Annotated in this window: 17 protein-coding genes; 9 read left to right on the forward strand and 8 right to left on the reverse strand. The window is 65.8% G+C overall.

The genetic code is table 11. From position 1 onward, the window contains the following. Positions 1-67 precede the first annotated feature (67 nt). The 3 genes from IV498_RS13450 to IV498_RS13460 all read right to left on the reverse strand — a co-directional run bounded on the left by IV498_RS13450 (position 68) and on the right by IV498_RS13460 (position 3,264). Complete coding sequence (locus IV498_RS13450) at positions 68-1,030, reverse strand: ATP-grasp domain-containing protein (protein ID WP_269047370.1); 963 nt, start codon at positions 1,028-1,030, stop codon at positions 68-70. 77 nt (positions 1,031-1,107) lie between these two features. Further along, positions 1,108-2,370 (reverse strand): M20 family metallopeptidase, encoded by a 1,263-nt coding sequence (locus IV498_RS13455; protein ID WP_269047371.1) that lies wholly within the window; start codon positions 2,368-2,370, stop codon positions 1,108-1,110. A 288-nt stretch (positions 2,371-2,658) separates the two neighbouring features. Beyond that, on the reverse strand, positions 2,659-3,264 hold the full coding sequence (locus IV498_RS13460) for an HAD family hydrolase (protein WP_269047373.1): 606 nt from the start codon (positions 3,262-3,264) through the stop codon (positions 2,659-2,661). 71 nt (positions 3,265-3,335) lie between these two features. Between IV498_RS13460 and IV498_RS13465 the strand changes: the two genes are divergently transcribed. Further along, the gene (locus tag IV498_RS13465; protein WP_269047375.1) at positions 3,336-4,307 is read left to right on the forward strand and encodes an exonuclease domain-containing protein; all 972 of its coding nucleotides are present in this window, start codon (positions 3,336-3,338) and stop codon (positions 4,305-4,307) included. Positions 4,308-4,316: 9 nt separating this feature from the next. On the opposite strand, the gene IV498_RS13470 is transcribed toward IV498_RS13465, so the two are convergent. Together IV498_RS13470 and IV498_RS13475 are read right to left on the reverse strand one after the other, a co-directional pair. Continuing rightward, a complete protein-coding gene (locus tag IV498_RS13470; RefSeq protein ID WP_269047377.1) occupies positions 4,317-4,529 on the reverse strand; it encodes a hypothetical protein in 213 nt (70 codons plus the stop codon). A gap of 78 nt (positions 4,530-4,607) precedes the next feature. Continuing rightward, a complete protein-coding gene (locus IV498_RS13475; RefSeq protein ID WP_269047379.1) occupies positions 4,608-5,696 on the reverse strand; it encodes an ADP-ribosylglycohydrolase family protein in 1,089 nt (362 codons plus the stop codon). A 112-nt stretch (positions 5,697-5,808) separates the two neighbouring features. Here IV498_RS13475 and IV498_RS13480 point away from each other — a divergent pair, with 112 nt between their 5' ends. The 6 genes from IV498_RS13480 (at position 5,809) to IV498_RS13505 (ending at position 13,716) form a co-directional block, all read left to right on the forward strand. Next, the gene (locus tag IV498_RS13480; protein WP_269047381.1) at positions 5,809-6,165 is read left to right on the forward strand and encodes a YidH family protein; all 357 of its coding nucleotides are present in this window, start codon (positions 5,809-5,811) and stop codon (positions 6,163-6,165) included. After that, positions 6,165-6,569: a DUF202 domain-containing protein gene (locus IV498_RS13485; RefSeq protein WP_269047383.1), complete on the forward strand. Its 405-nt coding sequence runs from the start codon at positions 6,165-6,167 to the stop codon at positions 6,567-6,569. Before IV498_RS13480 ends, IV498_RS13485 begins: the two co-directional genes overlap by 1 nt. Before the next feature lie 165 nt (positions 6,570-6,734). Next, positions 6,735-8,021 (forward strand): aquaporin, encoded by a 1,287-nt coding sequence (locus IV498_RS13490; RefSeq protein WP_269047385.1) that lies wholly within the window; start codon positions 6,735-6,737, stop codon positions 8,019-8,021. Positions 8,022-8,095: 74 nt separating this feature from the next. Next, positions 8,096-9,253, forward strand: a complete 1,158-nt coding sequence (locus tag IV498_RS13495; protein WP_269047387.1) for an exonuclease SbcCD subunit D — start codon at positions 8,096-8,098, stop codon at positions 9,251-9,253. Continuing rightward, positions 9,250-12,309 carry an SMC family ATPase gene (locus tag IV498_RS13500; RefSeq protein WP_269047389.1) on the forward strand — a complete coding sequence of 1,020 codons (3,060 nt, stop codon included), beginning with the start codon at positions 9,250-9,252 and terminating at the stop codon, positions 12,307-12,309. Before IV498_RS13495 ends, IV498_RS13500 begins: the two co-directional genes overlap by 4 nt. A 99-nt stretch (positions 12,310-12,408) precedes the next feature. Then, positions 12,409-13,716: an MFS transporter gene (locus tag IV498_RS13505; RefSeq protein ID WP_269047391.1), complete on the forward strand. Its 1,308-nt coding sequence runs from the start codon at positions 12,409-12,411 to the stop codon at positions 13,714-13,716. Here the strand turns inward: IV498_RS13505 and IV498_RS13510 are convergent. Next, positions 13,704-14,405 carry an IclR family transcriptional regulator gene (locus IV498_RS13510; protein WP_269047392.1) on the reverse strand — a complete coding sequence of 234 codons (702 nt, stop codon included), beginning with the start codon at positions 14,403-14,405 and terminating at the stop codon, positions 13,704-13,706. The two genes, IV498_RS13505 and IV498_RS13510, sit on opposite strands and share 13 nt — an antisense overlap. Positions 14,406-14,573: 168 nt before the next feature. On the opposite strand from IV498_RS13510, the gene IV498_RS13515 reads away from it, so the two are divergent. Together IV498_RS13515 and IV498_RS13520 are read left to right on the forward strand one after the other, a co-directional pair. Continuing rightward, on the forward strand, positions 14,574-15,059 hold the full coding sequence (locus tag IV498_RS13515; protein WP_269047405.1) for a flavin reductase family protein: 486 nt from the start codon (positions 14,574-14,576) through the stop codon (positions 15,057-15,059). Positions 15,060-15,282: 223 nt separating this feature from the next. After that, entirely contained in the window at positions 15,283-16,611 is a 1,329-nt protein-coding gene (locus IV498_RS13520; RefSeq protein ID WP_269047394.1) for an MFS transporter, read from the forward strand. 133 nt (positions 16,612-16,744) lie between these two features. On the opposite strand, the gene IV498_RS13525 is transcribed toward IV498_RS13520, so the two are convergent. Continuing rightward, a complete protein-coding gene (locus IV498_RS13525) occupies positions 16,745-17,560 on the reverse strand; it encodes an HpcH/HpaI aldolase family protein (protein ID WP_269047396.1) in 816 nt (271 codons plus the stop codon). Beyond that, positions 17,545-18,330: a 2-oxo-hept-4-ene-1,7-dioate hydratase gene (gene hpaH / locus IV498_RS13530; protein WP_269047407.1), complete on the reverse strand. Its 786-nt coding sequence runs from the start codon at positions 18,328-18,330 to the stop codon at positions 17,545-17,547. The genes IV498_RS13525 and hpaH overlap by 16 nt, the downstream gene beginning before the upstream one ends. Positions 18,331-18,396 lie beyond the last annotated feature (66 nt).

Genomic DNA, 18,396 nt, shown 5'->3' on the forward strand with positions numbered 1-18,396 from the left:
CCACCCAAGGATGGGCACGCCGGGGAGGCCAGCCGGCAGTGCACAGGTTCTGCGGCGTCGCCTCCGCTCAGCCAGCCAAGCCTTTCAGGTACCTGGCGAGGGCGAGCGGGGCCGAGCGCGGCGCCACCGCCTCAACGGCCGCGTTGTAGTTGGTGTTGGTGTTCACGTCGTAGGTGAGGATGCGTCCGTCCTTCGTTTCGATGAACTCGATTCCGCAGATCTCCAGATTCATCCGCCGGGCGAACTTCAGATACTTCTCCACAATGGGATGGTCAAAACCTTCGCGCAGGCTGAACAGCTGCTGGTCGGGTTCCGGCGCCAGCGTGGCTCCGGGCGGCATAATAGGCCGTCCGGTGGTGGGGTCGATGGCGCAAGAGTCAGCGGGGCAAAGCTGGAAACCGCCGCGGGCGGTGTCGGCCGCAATGGCGTAGATGAATTCGCCACCGACGATTTCCACCCGGGTGATGACGGGCTCCGCGGCCTGGACAAATTCCTGAATCAGGGTGATGCCGTCCTGGGATTCTTCGAATTCGTCCGAGGCCACGTAATCGGCCAGTTCGGCCCGGCTGTCGAACTTGCGCACACCGAGGCCCTTGCCACCCTGATTGTGCTTGACGATGAAGGGTGTGGGGAAGTCCCGGGCGGCCGCGAGCAGGTGCTGACGGCCAACGGCGGCACTGCTGCGGGGTGTGTCGATGCCGGCGGCACGCAAAGCAGTCAGCTGGTCCACCTTGCTCATTTCCAGTTCCAGGATCCGGCGGCCATTGACGGTTCGGCGGCCATGGGACTCAAGCCACGAAAGCACGGCCCGGGCATAGTCCTTGGACAGCCCATGATCGCGGGTGTGTGCGGAGGCACTGATCCGGGACCAAAAAATTCCTTCCGGCGGCACCGAGTCCAGATCGAGCAGACCGTCGGTGAGAATCCACTCTTCGACTTCCAGACCCTCCTGCTCGAACGCCCGGGCGAACGGCGGGAACCAGTCCGGATTCTCGTGCAGGGCATAGATCTTCGGCTTCGCGGTGCTCATGGGTTCCTTCCCAGGGAGGGGTCTCTTAACCGGGACAAGCCCGCGGCACCGGGGGTTATTCCCTGTGCTCCGCGGCCTCAGGCGAAGTAGCCCGGCACATCGATGATGCCGCCCTGGGCTGCGAACTCCTCCGCGACCCGGGTGCGCAGCTCCGGATCGCACAGATAGTCCAGCATCGTCACTGCGAGCCCGCAGGCTCCGTCAAGCGCGCCCGACTCGGCTGCGGGGGAGTCCGCTGCGGCCGCGAAGGCGCGCGTATGTAAGGCAAGATCCGGTGCGGCGATACTGATCAGCGGGTGGATGCCTGGAATCCGATAGCTCACGTTGCCAAAATCGGTGGATGCGGCGAGAGTTTCCGAAACCACGCCGGCGGGCAGCGGATTGCGTCCACGCCGGTGTTGAGCGGCCACCCATCGCCCGGTCAGCGCGGAGTTGGTGCGCACCGGCAGCGACGGCGGATGCTCGTCCCAGTCGATATCCACGCCGGTTCCCGCCATCAGCGCGGCACCGCGGGCGATCTCCTCCAGCCGGCTGCTGAGGTCACGGAGCGTCTCCGGGAATTTTGAGCGGGCATAGAGCTTCAGGACCGCTCGTTCCGGGATCACGCTGGGCCGTGTGCCGCCCTCGCTGATGATGGCGTGGACGCGGTCCACCGGCGGCAGCTGTTGGCGCAGCAGCCCGATTCCCTGATAGGCGAGGTTGGCCGCGTCCAGGGCGTTGCGTCCCATGAAGGGCTGGGCCGAGGCATGTGCGGCGACACCGTTGTAGGTGATGGTCAGCAAGCGGCGGCCCAACCAGACTTGGTCCGCGAGGTCGTACCCGTAGGGGTGGACCATAACCGCGGCCCCGAGTCCCTCGAAGGCGCCGTGCCGGGCCAGAACTTCCTTGCCGGAATGACCCTCCTCCGCGGGAGTACCCAGGAAGACCACTCGTCCGCGGAAGGCTTGGGGGTTAGCCTGAAGGGTTTTGGCGAGGGCGATAAAGGCACCCACTCCGGCGGCCGCGATGACGTTGTGGCCGCAGGCATGGCCCACCTCCGGCAGTGCGTCGTACTCGGCAAGCACCGCTATGGCCGGGCCGTCGGCGGAACCGATTTCCGCACGGATAGCCGTGTCCACCCCGTGAACGCCGAGTTGTGCCTCAATGCCGTGCCGGGAAAGCAGATTCACCAGGTAGGCCGCGCTGCGGTGCTCGTTGAAGGCGGTCTCCGGATGTGCATGCAAAACATGGACGACATCGTTTAGGTCATCGGCCAGCGACTCCGCCGTGGCCTCCACCACGGCGGTCACGTCCGACGGAGCGCCAGGAAATTCAGACGGAATCGACTCAACGCCCTGCATGCGCTGTGCCGTCTCGGCGTCGAGTTTGTGCAGATAAGCGGAACGGGGAGCAGAGGGTGAACCAGCAGAGGGTGAACCAGCAGAGGGTGAACCAGCAGAGGGTGAACCAGCAGAGGGTGAACCAGCAGAGGGTGAACCAGCAGAGGGTGAACCAGCAGAGGGTGAACCAGCAGAGGGTGAATTCATGGAACCACCCTAGGTCGTTCATGAGCGGAACCCTGTATTGCTGCATATGTCGTCATGCATTTGCCGGATGTGCCGGCAGCGGATGCGGCCAGTGTCCCGTGGCTACAACCCGAAGGCGGCGACCAGATCAATGCCGGGAACATGCAGGACCGTCCGCAGCCCCAAGGACCCGGCAGCCGTAATGTTTTCCTGCACATCGTCCACAAAGGTGACCTGGCCGGCATCGGCCTGAAGCTCCTGCAGGACGTGGGCAAAAATCTGCGGGTCCGGCTTGGCCAGACGGAGATGGCCGCTGAAGAACAGCTTGTCGAAGTACTGCACCCACGGTGCCTGCCGGGCATACTCCGACGCCATGCCTGCTGGCATGTTGGAGAGCAGGGCCAGTTGTGCGCCGGTGGATTTGAGCATGTCCAGCACATCAAGGGTTTCGAGGTTACTGTGCGACCACTGCTTGGCGTCCAGGGCTTCCAGACGGTCAACCAGGCCGTCGGAAACCTCCTCCTCCAACACCCGGGACCAATATTCCGCGGCGCTGATCGCGCCGGCGTCGAAATCTGCCCGGTGGATCCAGTAGCCGCTCTCCAACGGCTCCAGATCCAGGCCGGTGGCTTCCTGCAGAGCCGCCCAGTCTTCTGGATCGGGGGCGTGGGAAATGACCTTGCCGTAGTCGAACAGATACCAGGGCGCCAGGGACGTCGATGCTGTCATCCGCCCAGCCTACCTGTCCCCGACACGCGTTCCTGCCCGGTATGGGCCACTGGCGCCTGTACCCTTGACCGGTGGGGTTAGAGTTCACAGCCATAGATTTTGAAACAGCCAACGGCTTCCGGGGTTCCCCCTGTTCGGTGGGTCTGACCAAGGTGCGCGGCGGCAAAATTGTCGATGAGGCATTCTGGCTGATGCGCCCTCCGGCCGGTCACGACCACTTTGATCCGCGCAATGTGCAGATTCATGGCGTCCGTCCGGAGCATGTGGCGTCCGAACCGCGGTTCGGCGAACTGTTTGCCGAGATTGGCGGCTTTATCGGCTCCGACGTGCTGGCCGCCCACAATGCGGCCTTCGATATGGGAGTGATCCGGTCAGGACTAGAGGTTTCCCAACTGCCCGGACCGGCCTTTGACTACGCCTGCACCGTGTCCCTGTCCCGGCGGCACTATTCATTGGCGTCGTACTCGCTGCCGTTCGTGGCGGAAGCGGCGGGAGTGCCACTGCTCAACCACCACGACCCGGTGGAAGATGCACGTGCCTGCGCCGGCATTCTGATCGACATTGCGGCCCGGAACGGCGTGGACAGTGTCGCCGGGCTGTTCGGATCGTTGAAATTGACGCTGTCCCGGCTTGAAGCATATGTGCCCGGCGTGACGGAGGTGTCCAAGTCCACCCGGAACGCGCTCCTGCGCACTTCGACCGCCAGCAGTGGTTGGCAGAGCTGGGGCCAGGAGGGTCCTAACCCGGCCGCGGACCGGTCCGCGGACCGGCACCATCCGCTGTTTGGCCAGACGGTGGTCTTTACCGGTGAGCTGGCCATCTCCCGCGGCGTCGCGAAGGAGCAGGCCGCCCGGCTGGGGGCACAGCCGGCCAGCGGTGTCACCAGGAAAACCACGGTGCTGGTGGTCGGCAGCGGTTTCGTGGCCTCCGACCTGCCCGCCGGACGCCTGACCGGTAAAGCACGCCGGGTGCTGGAATTGCACGGCCGCGGTCAGAACATTGATGTTCTCTCTGAGGATGAGTTCCTGCAGTTGCTCGGTTGAGCAGGGAGGTCAGGCCGCGCTGCGCGCCTGAAGCGGCACGGGGACCGCATCAATGACGGCCCATTCGTGCTCCAGCAGGACCTGCCGGGCCGCGAACCGCTCGGCGGCCGCCTCGTCGTCGAACAGTTCGGTGTGGACCGCAGATCCGTGGCCCGTTAGGTAAGTGACGCGGAATTCAACGGATGCCCGGGTGCTGGATTGTGGCTGCTGGAAATTGTTCATGCTTCCAGTGTGCCCATGGGGTCCGACAAGATTGCGCTTCAGGCCCGGCGTGTTGCAGGACCGCGTGGCAATGCAGCGTCAGTTCGTGGAGCCCGTGACCCTCAGCAGCGACTGTGCCACGGTGCGGATCAGCCCTGGAGTTTCGGAAAGGGCCAGCCACGCTTGGGGCAGGCAGTCCTCACCGTAAAACGCGCCCAGGATGTTCCCGGCGATCGACCCGGCGGAACTGCTGTCTCCGTCCTGATTAACAGCCACCCGCATGGCCCGCAGAAAATGATCCACGGCGGACGTCGAAGCGGCCTCAGTGGCAAGGACGGCGTACAGTCCCGCCGTCAGCGCGCCAACCGCGTCCTGGCCTGATCCGAGCCGGACCGCCAGTTCCCCGGCGTCAAGCGGGCCGGCGGCACCGAGTTCGATGGCCGCGTCCAGCCCCCGCGTTAGGGCCGATTCGGCGGCTCCGGCGGCTCCGGCGCGGAGCCGGGCCGATTCGGCGGCTTCACGAAGTCCCTTGGCTTCGATCGCCAACTCGTGGATAAGCCAGCTGAAGACGGCCGCACTTTGCTGCGCCGCGGGATGTCCGTGCGTCAGTGCCGCCGCGTCGGTGCTGAGCCGGTGGATGGCTTCGGCATCGATGTGGGGAATCAGGCCGAAGGGCGCCGACCGCACAACAGCCCCACTTCCGTCGGCTGCCGGATCGACCGGACGGGCGACGGTGCCCATTTCGCCGGTCGACAGCGAGCTCAGGCAGGCCGGATCCGGGTGCCGCCGGTGGTGCAGAACGTCCTGGCCATCGATCCGGCGCGGAGCGGGAACCGGGGCATGCGCGGGCACGGGCTGCTGCTGGGTTGCCAGCCAGCGGAGATAGGCCAGCCACAGGCAGGCGCGTTCGTCCGCCGCCACCCCGTCATTGGCCCATTCCAGCGCCTCAACCAGGGCATCGACGGTGTACAGCGTCAGCTGTGTGCAGGCGGAGAAATGCTGCGGGCCCTGGCTTTGGCTCAGGTCCAGCAATCCGGCGCTGCCGAAGCGGGCGCGGATGGCGTCGCCGTCGTCGTTCTGCACCGAATACCCAAAGGTGTCTCCGAGCGCACCGCCCATCAGGCACCCGTGGACACGGGAATCCAGACCGGGACCGGTGATGGCGGGCAAGGCGGCAGCAGATTCCATCTCCCTAATTTACCGCGGTCGGCGCGCGCCCGTTGCCGACCAGTGGACGGATGCCGGCCGGTCAAACAGTAAACTTTGCCCTAGCCCCTTACCAGCCAGCCCAGGAGAATTCATGCGTGAGCCCGAGTGGCGCCGCACCGGCAAAATGCCCGATTACCGCTTTTCCCTGGCGAACGAGCGGACCTTTCTGGCCTGGATCCGCACCGCGCTGGCGCTGCTGGCGGGAGCCGTGGCGATCGACCAGCTGGCCCCGCAATTTGCACCGGGCGCCGGACGGGTGGTGCTTTGCGTCGCGCTGGCCGGGGTGGGAGCGTCGCTGGCCATCCTCAGCTATCGGCGCTGGGCCAGGCGTGAGGAGGCAATGCGCCATGGCCGGGAACTGCCGCACTCATCGATGCTGCTGGGCATGACGGTGGTGGTGTCGCTGGCTGCGCTGGTCTTCGCGGTGCTGATCCTGCTGCGGCCCTGATGAGCCGCACCCGGACCCCGCGTGATCCAGGGCTCCAGCCGGAGCGGACGTTGCTGTCCTGGCGCAGGACCATGCTGACCATGCTGGTGGTTGACCTGCTGATTGGGCGGGCCTGGCTGACTTCGCTGTCTGTACAGCCGGCGTCCGGAAGTGGGCTGGCATCCGCCTCCGGGACACCCTCCGCGGCGGCGCCGCCGCTGGGTTTGGGCGCCTGCGCGGCGGTTGCGGCAGGTACGACGGCGGTGCTGGCGTGCTGCGCCATCGTCCGCAGCCGCGAGCTCAAGGCGGGGACGGCGGCACCGCCAGCGCGGCTGCTGCGGATCGCTGCCATCGCCGTCGTCGCGCTGTCCGCAGCGGCGATTGCGGCCATGCTGCTGGGGTCCCAGCTCGTGCGGGCAAGCTAGCCGGTTTGCAGGATCCGCACCGATACTGTGGGAACGGCGGCACAGGCTATGCACAACTTCGCCGCGTAGTTTGTTAAGCCGTCCTCCGGCAGGCCTGGATCCCCGGCCGCTGGCAGCATTGTCTCCGATCACGATCTCCAACCACGAAGGGAAGGAACAGCTCCCATGACCAAACCTGAAACGGGCAGCATCAACAGTCCGGGCGGCAGCAAGGGTCCGGACAGCAGCAAGGGTCCGGACAGCACGGGGGGCCGGACGGCCAGTCAGCTGAGCCCGGCCAGGGCCGATCGGAAGTCCCCTCCGCCCTACACCGCTGGTGCTGCCGCCAAGCTCTCCGGTTTTGGGCTCCCGGCCCGGCTCGCCGCCGAGGCACTTGGCACCTTTCTGCTGGTCTTCGCGGGGTTGGGCATCGCCTTGTTCAACGGTGCCGGAAATGAGACAGCAGTACCCGTCGGTTTCGGCTTCGGTGTGGCACTGATCGCGGCGATCATTGCCTTCGGACACGTTTCCGGCGGACATTTCAACCCGGCCGTGTCAGTCGCGGCGGCCATCGCGGGCAAACTCCGCTGGCTGAACACGTTGTGGTACGCCATCGCGCAGGTGGCAGGTGGAACGGTCGCCGCGCTGGTGCTCTTCGTCGTGCTGAAGATCTTCCCGGCGGTCACCTCCAGCAATGGCCAGGTAACCCCGCAGACGCTGTTCAGCAGCCTGGCCAATGGTTTTGACGCGCATTCCCCCTCCCATATTCCGATGGCTGGAGCGTTGCTGATCGAGCTGGTCGGCACCGCCATCTTCGTCGCCGTTGTGCTCGGATCCACGCAGGTGCGTGCCAACACCGGCCTCGCACCCATCGCCATCGGGCTCGGCTACGCGGCGGTCATCACCGTGGCGCTGCCACTGACGAATGCATCCATGAATCCGGCCCGCTCCACCGCCGTCGTACTCTTCGCTGAACCTTGGGCTGCCGGGCAGTTGTGGCTGTTCTGGCTTGCTCCGCTGCTGGGCGCGGCGTTGGCCGGTTTGCTGTACCGGGCGTTTGCCGTACCGGTTCCGCCCGCGGGGGCGGGCCTGGTCCCGACCGGTGCCGAGGCGGAGCCTGTTGCCGGCGGTGCCGGTCTTGCTGAAGATTTTGACCTGGCCCCTGCGGGACCGGCCACGGACAGCGGCGCTGTTGCTGATGCTGAAGCTGACCCTGACGGCGACGGCGACGGCGACGGTGACGGCGACGCTGACAGTGCGGCTGCTGCGGCCGCAGCCGAGGAAGTGGGTCAGCACGATGCTGGTCACGGCAGTCGCCGGATAGAACCGGGCGAAGCTCCAGATTCCGAAGCTTCGAGCACGGTTCCGGGAGTCTCCACGGGCCGGCGTGAAGCCGCTGATCGGGGCCAGGGGGCAGTTCCGCGGAACACCGAGGCACAGGACTTTTTCGACAATCCGCACCCGCCGAAGTAATCCGGCTGGGATCAAAACGCCCGTGTCGGCCGGTCGCAGGCATTCCTGTCGGTGCCACCGGTTAGCGTAGTGGTATGCGGTTATTACATACCTCGGACTGGCATTTGGGACGGTCGTTCCACGGCGTCGGCATGCTGGCGGCCCAGCGCAGATTTGTGGACCAACTGCTGAATACGGTCCGGCGGGAGAGGGTTGAGGTCCTGCTGCTGGCCGGGGATGTCTACGATCGGGCGCTGCCGGGCGTTGATGTAGTGAACCTGCTCGATGATGCTTTGGACCGTTTGACCGCGGCCGGAGTCCAGGTGGTGCTGACCAGCGGCAACCACGATTCTGCCTCCCGACTGGGATTTGCGGGCAAGGTGCTTGAGCGCGGCGGAGTACACCTGCGGACCCGCATCGCGGGGCTTGACGCCCCGGTGCTGCTGGCTGTGGACCGGGACGTGGATTTGGCCATCTACGGCCTTCCCTACCTGGAGCCGCGGATGGCGGCGCAGGCTCTGGACGTGGAGCAGGCCACGCACTTCACCGTGACCGGGGCTGCCCTGGCCCGGGTCAGGGCGGATCTGGCCGACCGGACCAAGACAACCCACTCGGTGGTTCTCGCCCATACCTTTGCCAGCGGCGGGATCAGTTCCGATAGTGAGCGCGAGCTGAGCATGGGCGGAGTGGGGGCGGTTCCGCTGGACCTCTTTGACGGATTCACCTACACCGCATTGGGGCATCTTCATGGCCGGCAGAGGCTCCGGGACAACGTGCGGTATTCCGGCTCGCCGCTGCCATATTCCTTCTCGGAGGCGAGTCAGAACAAGGGCGGCTGGCTGCTGGACATTGGTCCGAAGGGGCTGGAATCTGTTCGAGCCGTGGATTGGCCGGCGGAAAAGGGCCTCGCCATTCTGCGCGGAAATCTTGAGGACCTGTTGGCGGCGGAAGACTACGCCTGCGCCGAGTCGTCCTATTGCCAGATCACCCTGACGGATAACGAGCGCCCAGCGAAGGCGATGGAGCGGCTCCGGGCCAGGTTTCCAGAAACCCTGGTGCTCTCCTTCGAGCCAGCCAACGCCGCGCAAAAACCGGCATCGAGCTACGGCGACAGGGTTTCGAACGCCGCCGATGACCTTCAGCTTTGCTCCGGCTTCCTGGAGCACGTCCGTGGACGAACCACGACGGAACAGGAGGAAACGGTGCTGCGCGGTTCCCTTGAGTCCGTGCGGCTGTTGGAAATGTCCCGATGAGAATCCACCGGCTCGAAATCCAGGCCTTTGGTCCGTTTGCCGAACGTCAGACCATCGACTTTGATGCCCTGGGAGAGCAGGGCCTGTTCCTGCTCAACGGCGCCACCGGTGCCGGCAAAACCAGCGTCCTGGATGCCATTTGCTATGCGTTTTACGGCTCCGTGCCCGGCGCCCGGCAAAACGGCAAAAGGCTGCGCAGCGACCATGCCCCCGAAGGACTGGAACCTCTGGTGATCTGCGAGTTCAGCGCCCGTGACCGACGGCTGGAGGTGGCGCGAAGCCCTGCTTGGGACCGCCCGACGCTGCGCGGTAAAGGCACCACTGTGCAGCAGGCCAAGACGCTGCTGCGGGAGAAGGAAAACGGAATCTGGGTCGAAAAATCCAGCCGGAACGACGAGGCCGGCGGGGAAATCGCGGCCCTCCTCGGAATGAAGATGGAGCAGTTCACCAAGGTGATCCTCCTCGCGCAGGGAGACTTCGCTGCATTCCTGCGATCCAAGGACAAGGACCGGCAGGAGCTGCTGCAGAGTCTGTTTGGCACCGAAGTGTACGAAAACGTTGAAAAACAGTTGGCCCTGGAGGCGCTGGCTGGGAAATCAGCGGTCGCCGCGAAGGAGCAGGAGCTGCTGCTGCTGGAAGCCAATGCGCGGGTGCAGGCCGAGGGCGTGCTCGAACCTGCGGGCACGGCGTATGCCATCGATGATCTCGAATCGATGCACGGGGCCGCCCTCTTCGAAGCGTTGGTCGATGCCGTGTCGCAGACTCACCGGCGGGTGGGAGCGCAGGCGGCAACTGGCCGTTCCGCGGAGCTTGGTGCGGCCGCGGCACTGCAGGATGCTGAACTGCTCGCTGCGCGGCACGCCAAACTGCAGGCTGCGATGGCCGAACGGAACCGGCTCGCGGTGATTGAGCCCGACTTCGCCCGGTGGCAGCAACAGGGGCGCGAACACCGTGAAGCCGAGGTCCTGGCCGGGCAGCTGGCGTCCGTGGAAGCGGCTGAGGTGCGGCTGACGGAGCTGGAGGCATTGACACGGACCGTGCTGATCCGGCTGACAAATGACCCGCAGGCGGCCGACCTAACGGGAATTGCAAAACAGTCGGCCGAGCCGTCGGCCGCTGCCCTGAACAGCATTCGGTCCCGGTTGGAACGGACCGGAGCCACCGTGGAGGCGCTGCTGCCGGAGGAGGAGCGGCTGGCACAGGTGCGTGCCGAGGTGGATTCGTTGACGAGTGCGGTTCATGATTCCACCTCTGCCGCCGCCCGCCACGCCGAAGCGGCCCGGACTGCCGACGGGCAGCGGTCCGAAGTGCGGGTCCGGGTCGCGAAGCTCAAGCAGCTTGCCGATCAGGTGGAGCACCGCGGGTTGGCGGCTGGGGCTGCCCAGGATCTGCTCGCGACCATCCGAGATCACCGCGCGGCACAAAGCCGGACGGTTCGCTGCGAGGAGGAACATCTGCAGGCGCGCCGAACCCTGCTGGATGCACAGGAACATTGGCTCCGGCTGATGGCTCAGCGGCTGGAAACGGCGGCCGGGGAAATGGCGGCGCGGCTCAAGTCGGGCGAGCCGTGTCCGGTGTGCGGCAGCGAGGTCCATCCTGAGCCCTCGGCGCTGGCCGGAACCGGGCTGCAGGCGGCCGAGGATGAGGAACGCGCCAAACTCCTCCGGGACGAGGCCGAAACGGTCGAGTCCGCCGCTGGCTTGCGGGTGGCGGCGGCGCGCCAGGAACTCGCCGTCCTGCAGGGACGCGGCGGTGCTGCGGACTTAAAACTTTCGCAGGAAGCCGCGGCCTCTGCCCAGGAGGAGTTGGCCACATCTCAGGGGGCCGTGCCGGACCTGGCCCGGGGGGAGGCGGACCTGACTCTCCTGACCGCACGGATTCAGGAGCAGGAAAGCTTGGCGGCAGCCGCCCGGGAACAGCTGGCTGCCCAGCAGGCCACTCTCTCGGCGACGTCATCAACGACGCAGGAGCTCGACGCGAAGCTGGCGGATTCTCGCGACGGTTTTGAAAGCCTTGCCGCCCGGGTGTCCGCCCTGCACCGGGTCGCCGAGCTGCTCGCCGGCGCGGCATCGGCTATCCAGGACCGGGACGCCGCCAAGGCTGCCGCCGGCACATCACGGACTGCACTAGGGGAGGCGTTGGCGGACACACCGTTCGGCAGCGCCCGGGCCGCCCGGGCGGCGCTGCTCTCCGCAGCTGAGGCCGCAACCCTGAATGAGAGGATTCGGGCACATTCGGAATCGGTCGTTCGGTCCGAGGCGGCGTTCGACCCGCAGGAAGTGCAAGCGGCAGCCACAGAGGCTGCCGAGGGCAAAGCCGCCCCGGCAGCTGGGGCTCTTGCCGACCTGCGCCGCGCGGCCGAAGACGCGGCGCAGGCGGCCGGAGCCGCCGTCGTCCGCCGTGAACTCGCGGCCAACGCACTCGCCGCGGTCCGGAATGCCGCCGCACGGCATGCCGTGCTGGAAGCCCACGCGGCACCGCTGCGGGAGCATTGGCAGCGCGTTCAGGCCATTTCGGACACAGCCCGGGGGATGGGTGAAAACAGCTACAAGATGCCGTTGAACACCTACGTCCTCGCTGCCCGGCTGGAGCAGGTGGCCGTCGCGGCATCCGAACGGCTCGGAACCATGAGCGATGGCCGTTACACCCTGAGCTACAGCGATGCCTTGGCCGGCCGCAACCAGAAGTCGGGTCTGGGCTTGGACGTCGTGGACCAGTGGACCGGTCAGCGCCGGGATACCGCCACCCTCTCCGGTGGGGAGTCCTTCATGGCCTCGCTCGCGCTGGCCCTCGGACTGGCCGATGTAGTGCAGCAGGAAACCGGCGGAGTGGACATCGAAACACTGTTCGTGGACGAGGGATTTGGAAGCCTGGACGAACAGTCCCTGGAGCAGGTAATGGACGCCCTGGAGGGGCTGCGCGACGGCGGACGTGTGGTGGGCCTGGTCAGCCATGTTGCCGAGCTGAAGCTGCGCATTCCCACCCAACTCCAGGTCCACAAGGGCAGAACCGGATCAACCTTGTCCGTCAACCATGCCGCGGTGGCCGCGGCGTAACGGCCAGCGGCAGTATTCCGTGCGGTAATATTTCCTGTGTAACCGGGTCGCGCGCATCGGGAGGAGGGACGATGCGCACCATGAGTCAACCGGAAAACAATGAAAAGCTCTCTCCAGCCCCGGCGAGGCTCGTCCTCTCCAGCACGCCAACGCCCCGCGGCCTTCGAACGCTACCACGCTCTGCCCCGGCTATCCGGCCAGGGGTTCCTGCCGCTGGGATTCTTCGCCCGACTGCCGCTGGCCATGCTCACCGTGGGGATCCTGACGCTGGTCAGCACCGTGAGCCATTCCTACGCCATCGGGGGACTTGCCGCCGGAGCTGTCGGGCTGGGGTCCGCTACCGGTGCGCCGATCATTGGCTATCTGGCGGACAGGTTGGGCCAAAAGAACGTCCTGCTGGCATCGGCAGGAACCAACACCGTAGCCCTGGTCGCCGTCGTCGTACTGTGCTATCTGGCCAGCGGCTTCGATCCGGGTACCGTCATCTGGGTGCTCGTGCTGTCCTTTGGGAGCGGACTGACCTCACCGCAGGTGGGGCCGCTGGCGCGGGTCAGATGGATGTTCCTCACCCGGCAGCTGCCCCGCGATGACCAGGAGGCGACCCTCGACACGGCGCTTTCCTATGAAAGCACCGCCGATGAACTGACGTTTGTGCTGGGTCCGGCCCTGGTAGGCATCCTGGCCAGCTTCATCGCGCCGTGGCTGCCCCTGGTCCTCGCAGCCGCGCTGACGCTGACGCTGGTCTCGCTCTTCGCGGTGCACCGGACCCAGGAGGCCATCCCGCGACACGCCCCCACGGAGACCGGAACCCCCACGGAGGGCGGGACGCCCGCGGTCATAACCGGCGGCCTGCACTGGTTCCGGGTCGCCGTCCCGGTGCTGGGAATGGTGTCCATGGGAACCTTCTTCGGTGCCACCCAGACGGCGCTGATCGCTTTCACCGGCAGTTTCGGATCTCCCGAGCTGGGTGGCCTGCTCTACGCCGTCGTGGGTTTGAGTTCCTCCGTGGCGGCCTTATCAGTTGCCTATTGGCCGGCCCGGTTTGCGCACCCACTCCGCTGGCTGAGCGCGGCGGCGCTCATGGCGGCGCTGTCCGGGCTGCTCCTTCTTCCGTCCAGCGTCCCGGCGATGATCGTGGTCCTGCTGGCTCTGGGCATACCCGTCGGTCCCGTCATGGTGACCATATTCAGCATCGGTGGCATCGTCGCCCCCCGGCGCCGGCTGGGAACCGTGATGACGGCGCTTGCCAGCGGAATCGTGGCCGGCACTGCCCTGGGATCCTCCATCGCCGGCACCCTGGCGCAGTCCTCGGGTTATGCGGCCGCATTCCTGGTCTCCATGGCGGCGGCCGTGGCGCTGCTGCTGCTGGGTGTGCTGACCGTGGTGCAGATGCGTCAGCCGAGCTGATCCTCAATACGCCGGGCACTGGCCGCCAGCAGCCTGCCGATTTCCTCCGGTTCCTGGCCCGCTCGGATATAGACGACGGCGAGGGCGGCCGGGCGGTGTCCTGGCACGTGGATGGGGGCAGCGACGGAGGAGAGGCCGGGAATGACCTCGTCGTGGCTGACCGCGAATCCCAAACTCCGTGCCGTGGCGGCCTCCGGACGGTAGGACAAATCCGGAGCCAGTTCGGCCCAGCGCTCGTCAGTCATGGCGGACTGGATTGCGATGCCGGGGGCGCCGACGGTCAGAGGATGCCTGCTGCCCGGATGCTGGGCCAGCGCCGCACCGGAATGCCGCGGTTCCACGGTCACCAGGGTGACGCAGTCGGCCCGGTCCCACACGCCAACGAACGCGGTCATGGAAAGGTCTTCGGAAAGCCGGGTGATTTCGGGAAGTGCGGCCGTCTGGAGGTCGCGGGCGACGCCACGCGCCAGCACGGCCAGTCCTGCCCCGGGCAGCAGCCGGCCACCTTCGTCGCGGACCACCAGCGAATGATCCTCCAAGGTCCGCAGGATCCGGTAGGCAATTGACCGGTGCACGCCCAGGGCCGTGGACAGATCCGCAATCGTCAGGGCGGTGGCGGATTCGGCGAGGATTTCCAGCGCCCGCAGTCCACGCGAGAGGGTCTGCGATGGGCTGGCATTTTCAGCCATGCGATCTCCTGACGACGTGGCGGGGCCTTGTGCCCGGGTTTACTCTCATTTATAGTTCGATATTAGAGCAAGTTGTTCAAATAAAGAACGCTGGAATAGGAAGCGAGAATGATCACACCGCCAGCAGCCGGTGCATCGGTTCCACCGCCGTCACCGGCCTTCCGGGCCATGGCGCCGCGCGCCCATCATTTCCGCGGCAGCCTTGGCCGATTCGCCACCGGCGTTGCGATCGTCACCTTCGACGGCGTCAACAAGCGCCACGGCATCACGGTGAACTCCTTCACCTCCGTCTCCATGGACCCGCCGCTGGTGCTGGTCAGCATCGCGAAAGCCACCAAAGCGCACGACGAGCTGTCCGAGCGTCCCTTCACGGTAAATATCCTCGGCGCGGAGCAGCAGGCGTTGGCCATACACTTTGCCGGTAAGCCCGGTCAGGAACCGCTGTGGGTGGAGGGCCAGGTGGCGCCGAGGCTCTCCAGCGTGCTCGCTTTCTTCGAGTGTTCGCCCTGGGCTGCGTACCCTGGCGGGGACCACACCCTCTATCTGGGCGAGGTGGTGGACTTCAACTACCGCAATGGCGATGCCCTCGCCTTCGCCAACGGCCGCTTCACCACCATTCCGGACAGCCAGCTCGGGGTCGAAAACCTGCTATGACGCCGTCGTCGTCCGGGTGGCCCACTTTCTGGTCAAACCTTGAGCCGGTTCGGGGGGATAGGAGAATTCCTGCAGAAGTTTTTAATTCCGATGGCCAATTCCGCAGCGGCCGCGCCAGCCACCTTCGGCGTGTTCCGCGTCACGTTGCAGTAGTATCCTCGTTACCGACTGACCGTTCTGTCAGTTGCCAACTCGCACCTTCCATATGAACAACGGAGTACTTATGGCTACCACCTCTGCCGCGGGCAAACAGACTGCCCAGCGGATGTCCAGCGAAGACCGCAGGGTCGTCGCAGGAACCATGATCGGGACCACCATCGAGTGGTACGACTTCTTCATTTTCGCCCAGGCCGCCGGCTTAGTTTTCGGCAGCCTGTACTTTGGTCCGTTGGGGGACACCGGGGCGCAGCTCGCTTCCTGGGCGACCATTGGCATCAGCTTCCTCTTCCGTCCACTGGGGGCCATCGTCGCCGGACACCTGGGGGACCGGGTAGGACGTAAGTCCATGCTGGTATTGACCCTGATTATGATGGGCTCGGCCACGGCCCTGATCGGGCTGCTGCCCACCTACGGCTCGATCGGCATCTGGGCGCCCATCCTGCTGATCCTGCTCCGCGTGCTGCAGGGCTTTTCGGCCGGCGGCGAATGGGGAGGCGCGGCGCTGATGGCGGTGGAGCATGCCCCGAAGGACAAGCGGGGGTTCTGGGGAGCTTACCCGCAGATCGGCGTACCGGTGGGAATGATTCTGGCCACGCTGCTGCTTTTCGTTCTGCGGTTGAACCTTAGCGCGGAGCAGTTCACAGCCTGGGGCTGGCGCATTCCGTTCCTGATCTCCGTGCTGCTGATCGTCGTCGGCTACTTCATCCGCAAGTCCATCAGCGAAAGCCCGGTGTTCAAAGAGCTGGCCGAGCGCAAGCGCGAATCAGCTGCCCCCTTGGCGGAACTGTTCCGACACAACACCAAGCAGGTTGTGCTCACGGCCGTCATCTTCATCGCCAACAATGCCGCCGGCTACCTGCTGATCGCCTTCTTCTCCAGCTACGCACAGAAATCGCTGAAGATGAATCCCTCTGCGGTGCTCTTTGCCACCATGCTGGCCGCCTTCGGCTGGCTGATCTTCACGATGTACGGCGGCCGGCTGTCCGACCGGATCGGCCGGGTTCGGACCTTCCAGATCGGCTATCTGTTGGTTTTCGTCTGGATGATCCCGCTGTTTATGCTCATTGACACCAGGAACATCTGGCTCTACGGCATCGCCCTTTTCCTGCTCACGGTCGGACTGGGCCTGTCCTACGGGCCGATGTCCGCGATGTACGCCGAAATGTTCCCGGCGAACGTGCGCTATTCGGGTGTCTCCATCGGCTACGCGCTCGGGGCGATTGTTGGGGGTGCCTTCGCGCCGCTGATCTCCCAAGCTTTGCTCAGCGGCACCCATTGGTCCGGCTCCATCGCGATCTACATCATGGTCCTGTGCGTGATCTCCTTTGTTGGCGTTTCGCTGGTGAAGGAAACGCGCGGCGCGGAACTGGGAGTGGGGGCACCGCTGCGGTGAAGTAATCCGGGCCCTTCACGTTCAAAAGCGACAACGATCCCGCTGAATGACCATGAAATTTCCGGGTCGTTCAGCGGGATCGCTGTCGTAAAATGGGATCAGGCGGAGCCGGTGCTCCTCGACGGCGGCGAAGTCAGTAACTGGCGGGGGTGCTTGAAGCATTTGGCTGTTCCGGGAGGTATTTCGCGGCCAGCTGCTCGCTCCCTCTAGCCAGCAGAGCGACGTCGGCGCCGACCAGAATGAAGTCCGCCCCGGCCGCAAGGTAGCGGCGGGCGGTGGGTTCGGCGAAGGCGTTCACGCCGACCGGTTTGCCGGCCGCTTTACCCGCGCGGATGGAGCGTTCGACGGCGGCGATCACCTCGGGGTGGTCCTGCTGGCCAATCAGTCCCATCGAAGCGGCCAGGTCCGAGGGACCGATGAAGATGGCGTCGATGCCCTCCGTTCCGGCGATCGCCGCCGCGTTTTCCACGGCCTGAAGTGACTCGATCTGAACGATGATGGTGATGGTTTCGGCGGCGCGCGCCAGATAGTCGGGGATGCGGTTCCAGCGCGCGGAGCGGGCCAGCGCGGAGCCGACGCCGCGGACCCCAAGCGGGGGATAGTGCGCGGCGGCGACGGCAGCTGCGGCGTCTTCGGCGGTATGGACCATGGGGATCAGCAGGGTCTGTACGCCCAGGTCCAGGTACTGCTTAATCAGCACGGTGTCGTTAAACGGCGGCCGGACGACGGCGGTGACGGGATAGCCGCGCACGGCCTGCAGCTGGGCCAGGACTGATTCCAGCGAGTTGGGGCTGTGTTCGGCGTCGATCAGCAGCCAGTCAAGTCCTGCGCCGGCGCAGATTTCGGCCACCAGCGGGCTGCCGGAGCAGACCCACATGCCGGCCAGTGGCCGCTCCGCCGCGGCGAGGGCGTCCTTGAAGGACTTATCAGGATCTACTCGAAACGGCATGTGATGGTTCCCAGCGCTCCGTAATCGGCGAAGACTGTGTCCCCCTCATGGACCCACATCGGGCGGGTGAACGATCCGGCCAGGATGAGCTCGCCGGCTTTAAGCCGGTCGCCGTGGGCGGCGATCTTGTTCGCCAGCCAGTAGACGCCCGCGGCCGGATGGTTGAGCACGCCGGCTGCCACCCCGGTTTCCTCGACCGTTTGGTTTTTGTACAGGATGGCGGCGACCCAGCGCAGGTCGATGTCCTGCGGCCGGACCGGGTTGCCGCCCACCACCATGGCACCCATCGCTGCGTTGTCCGCGATGGTGTCCACGATGGTCCGGCCCTCCATCTCGACCCGGGAGTCGAGGATCTCCAGGGCCGGAACCACATACTCCGTCGCCTTCAGCACGTCAAAGAGCGTGGCCCCCGGCCCGCTGATGTCCTCCTTCAGCAGGAAGGCCAGCTCCACCTCGACGCGCGGATGCGAGTATTGGCTCCACTTCAGCGTGCAGCCGTTGTCCAGGATCATGTCAGCGAAGATGACGCCGTAATCAGGTTCGGTGATGCCGGTGGCGGACTGCATGGCCTTGGATGTGAGGCCGATCTTGCGGCCGGACAGGATGCGACCGCTTTCTTCGCCCCGCCGGCGCCACAGAGCCTGCACCCGGTAGGAATCCTCCACGGTCATCTGGGGATAGCGCGAGGTCAGTCTGGGAGCCGGAGTCCGGGATCGCCCGGCCTCAACCAGTTCGTCCGCAATCGCGGTGATGGTGTTCTCGTCAAGCATGCAATGTCCTTCGTGGGTTGCCGGATGAGGCGCGACGTCGACGGCGGCAGTTGGGCCGCCGTCGAC

The sequence above is a fragment of the Paenarthrobacter sp. Z7-10 genome, assembly GCF_026932795.1.
Lineage (GTDB): Bacteria > Actinomycetota > Actinomycetes > Actinomycetales > Micrococcaceae > Arthrobacter_M.

Coding starts and splice junctions, on each gene's coding strand:
- IV498_RS13450 (WP_269047370.1), bottom strand. CDS start 1,030: ATGAGCACCGCGAAGCCGAAGATCTATGCCCTGCACGAGAATCCGGAC.
- IV498_RS13455 (WP_269047371.1), bottom strand. CDS start 2,370: ATGCAGGGCGTTGAGTCGATTCCGTCTGAATTTCCTGGCGCTCCGTCG.
- IV498_RS13460 (WP_269047373.1), bottom strand. CDS start 3,264: ATGACAGCATCGACGTCCCTGGCGCCCTGGTATCTGTTCGACTACGGC.
- IV498_RS13470 (WP_269047377.1), bottom strand. CDS start 4,529: ATGAACAATTTCCAGCAGCCACAATCCAGCACCCGGGCATCCGTTGAA.
- IV498_RS13475 (WP_269047379.1), bottom strand. CDS start 5,696: ATGGAATCTGCTGCCGCCTTGCCCGCCATCACCGGTCCCGGTCTGGAT.
- IV498_RS13480 (WP_269047381.1), top strand. CDS start 5,809: ATGCGTGAGCCCGAGTGGCGCCGCACCGGCAAAATGCCCGATTACCGC.
- IV498_RS13485 (WP_269047383.1), top strand. CDS start 6,165: ATGAGCCGCACCCGGACCCCGCGTGATCCAGGGCTCCAGCCGGAGCGG.
- IV498_RS13490 (WP_269047385.1), top strand. CDS start 6,735: ATGACCAAACCTGAAACGGGCAGCATCAACAGTCCGGGCGGCAGCAAG.
- IV498_RS13495 (WP_269047387.1), top strand. CDS start 8,096: ATGCGGTTATTACATACCTCGGACTGGCATTTGGGACGGTCGTTCCAC.
- IV498_RS13500 (WP_269047389.1), top strand. CDS start 9,250: ATGAGAATCCACCGGCTCGAAATCCAGGCCTTTGGTCCGTTTGCCGAA.
- IV498_RS13505 (WP_269047391.1), top strand. CDS start 12,409: ATGAAAAGCTCTCTCCAGCCCCGGCGAGGCTCGTCCTCTCCAGCACGC.
- IV498_RS13510 (WP_269047392.1), bottom strand. CDS start 14,405: ATGGCTGAAAATGCCAGCCCATCGCAGACCCTCTCGCGTGGACTGCGG.
- IV498_RS13515 (WP_269047405.1), top strand. CDS start 14,574: ATGGCGCCGCGCGCCCATCATTTCCGCGGCAGCCTTGGCCGATTCGCC.
- IV498_RS13520 (WP_269047394.1), top strand. CDS start 15,283: ATGGCTACCACCTCTGCCGCGGGCAAACAGACTGCCCAGCGGATGTCC.
- IV498_RS13525 (WP_269047396.1), bottom strand. CDS start 17,560: ATGCCGTTTCGAGTAGATCCTGATAAGTCCTTCAAGGACGCCCTCGCC.
- hpaH (WP_269047407.1), bottom strand. CDS start 18,330: ATGCTTGACGAGAACACCATCACCGCGATTGCGGACGAACTGGTTGAG.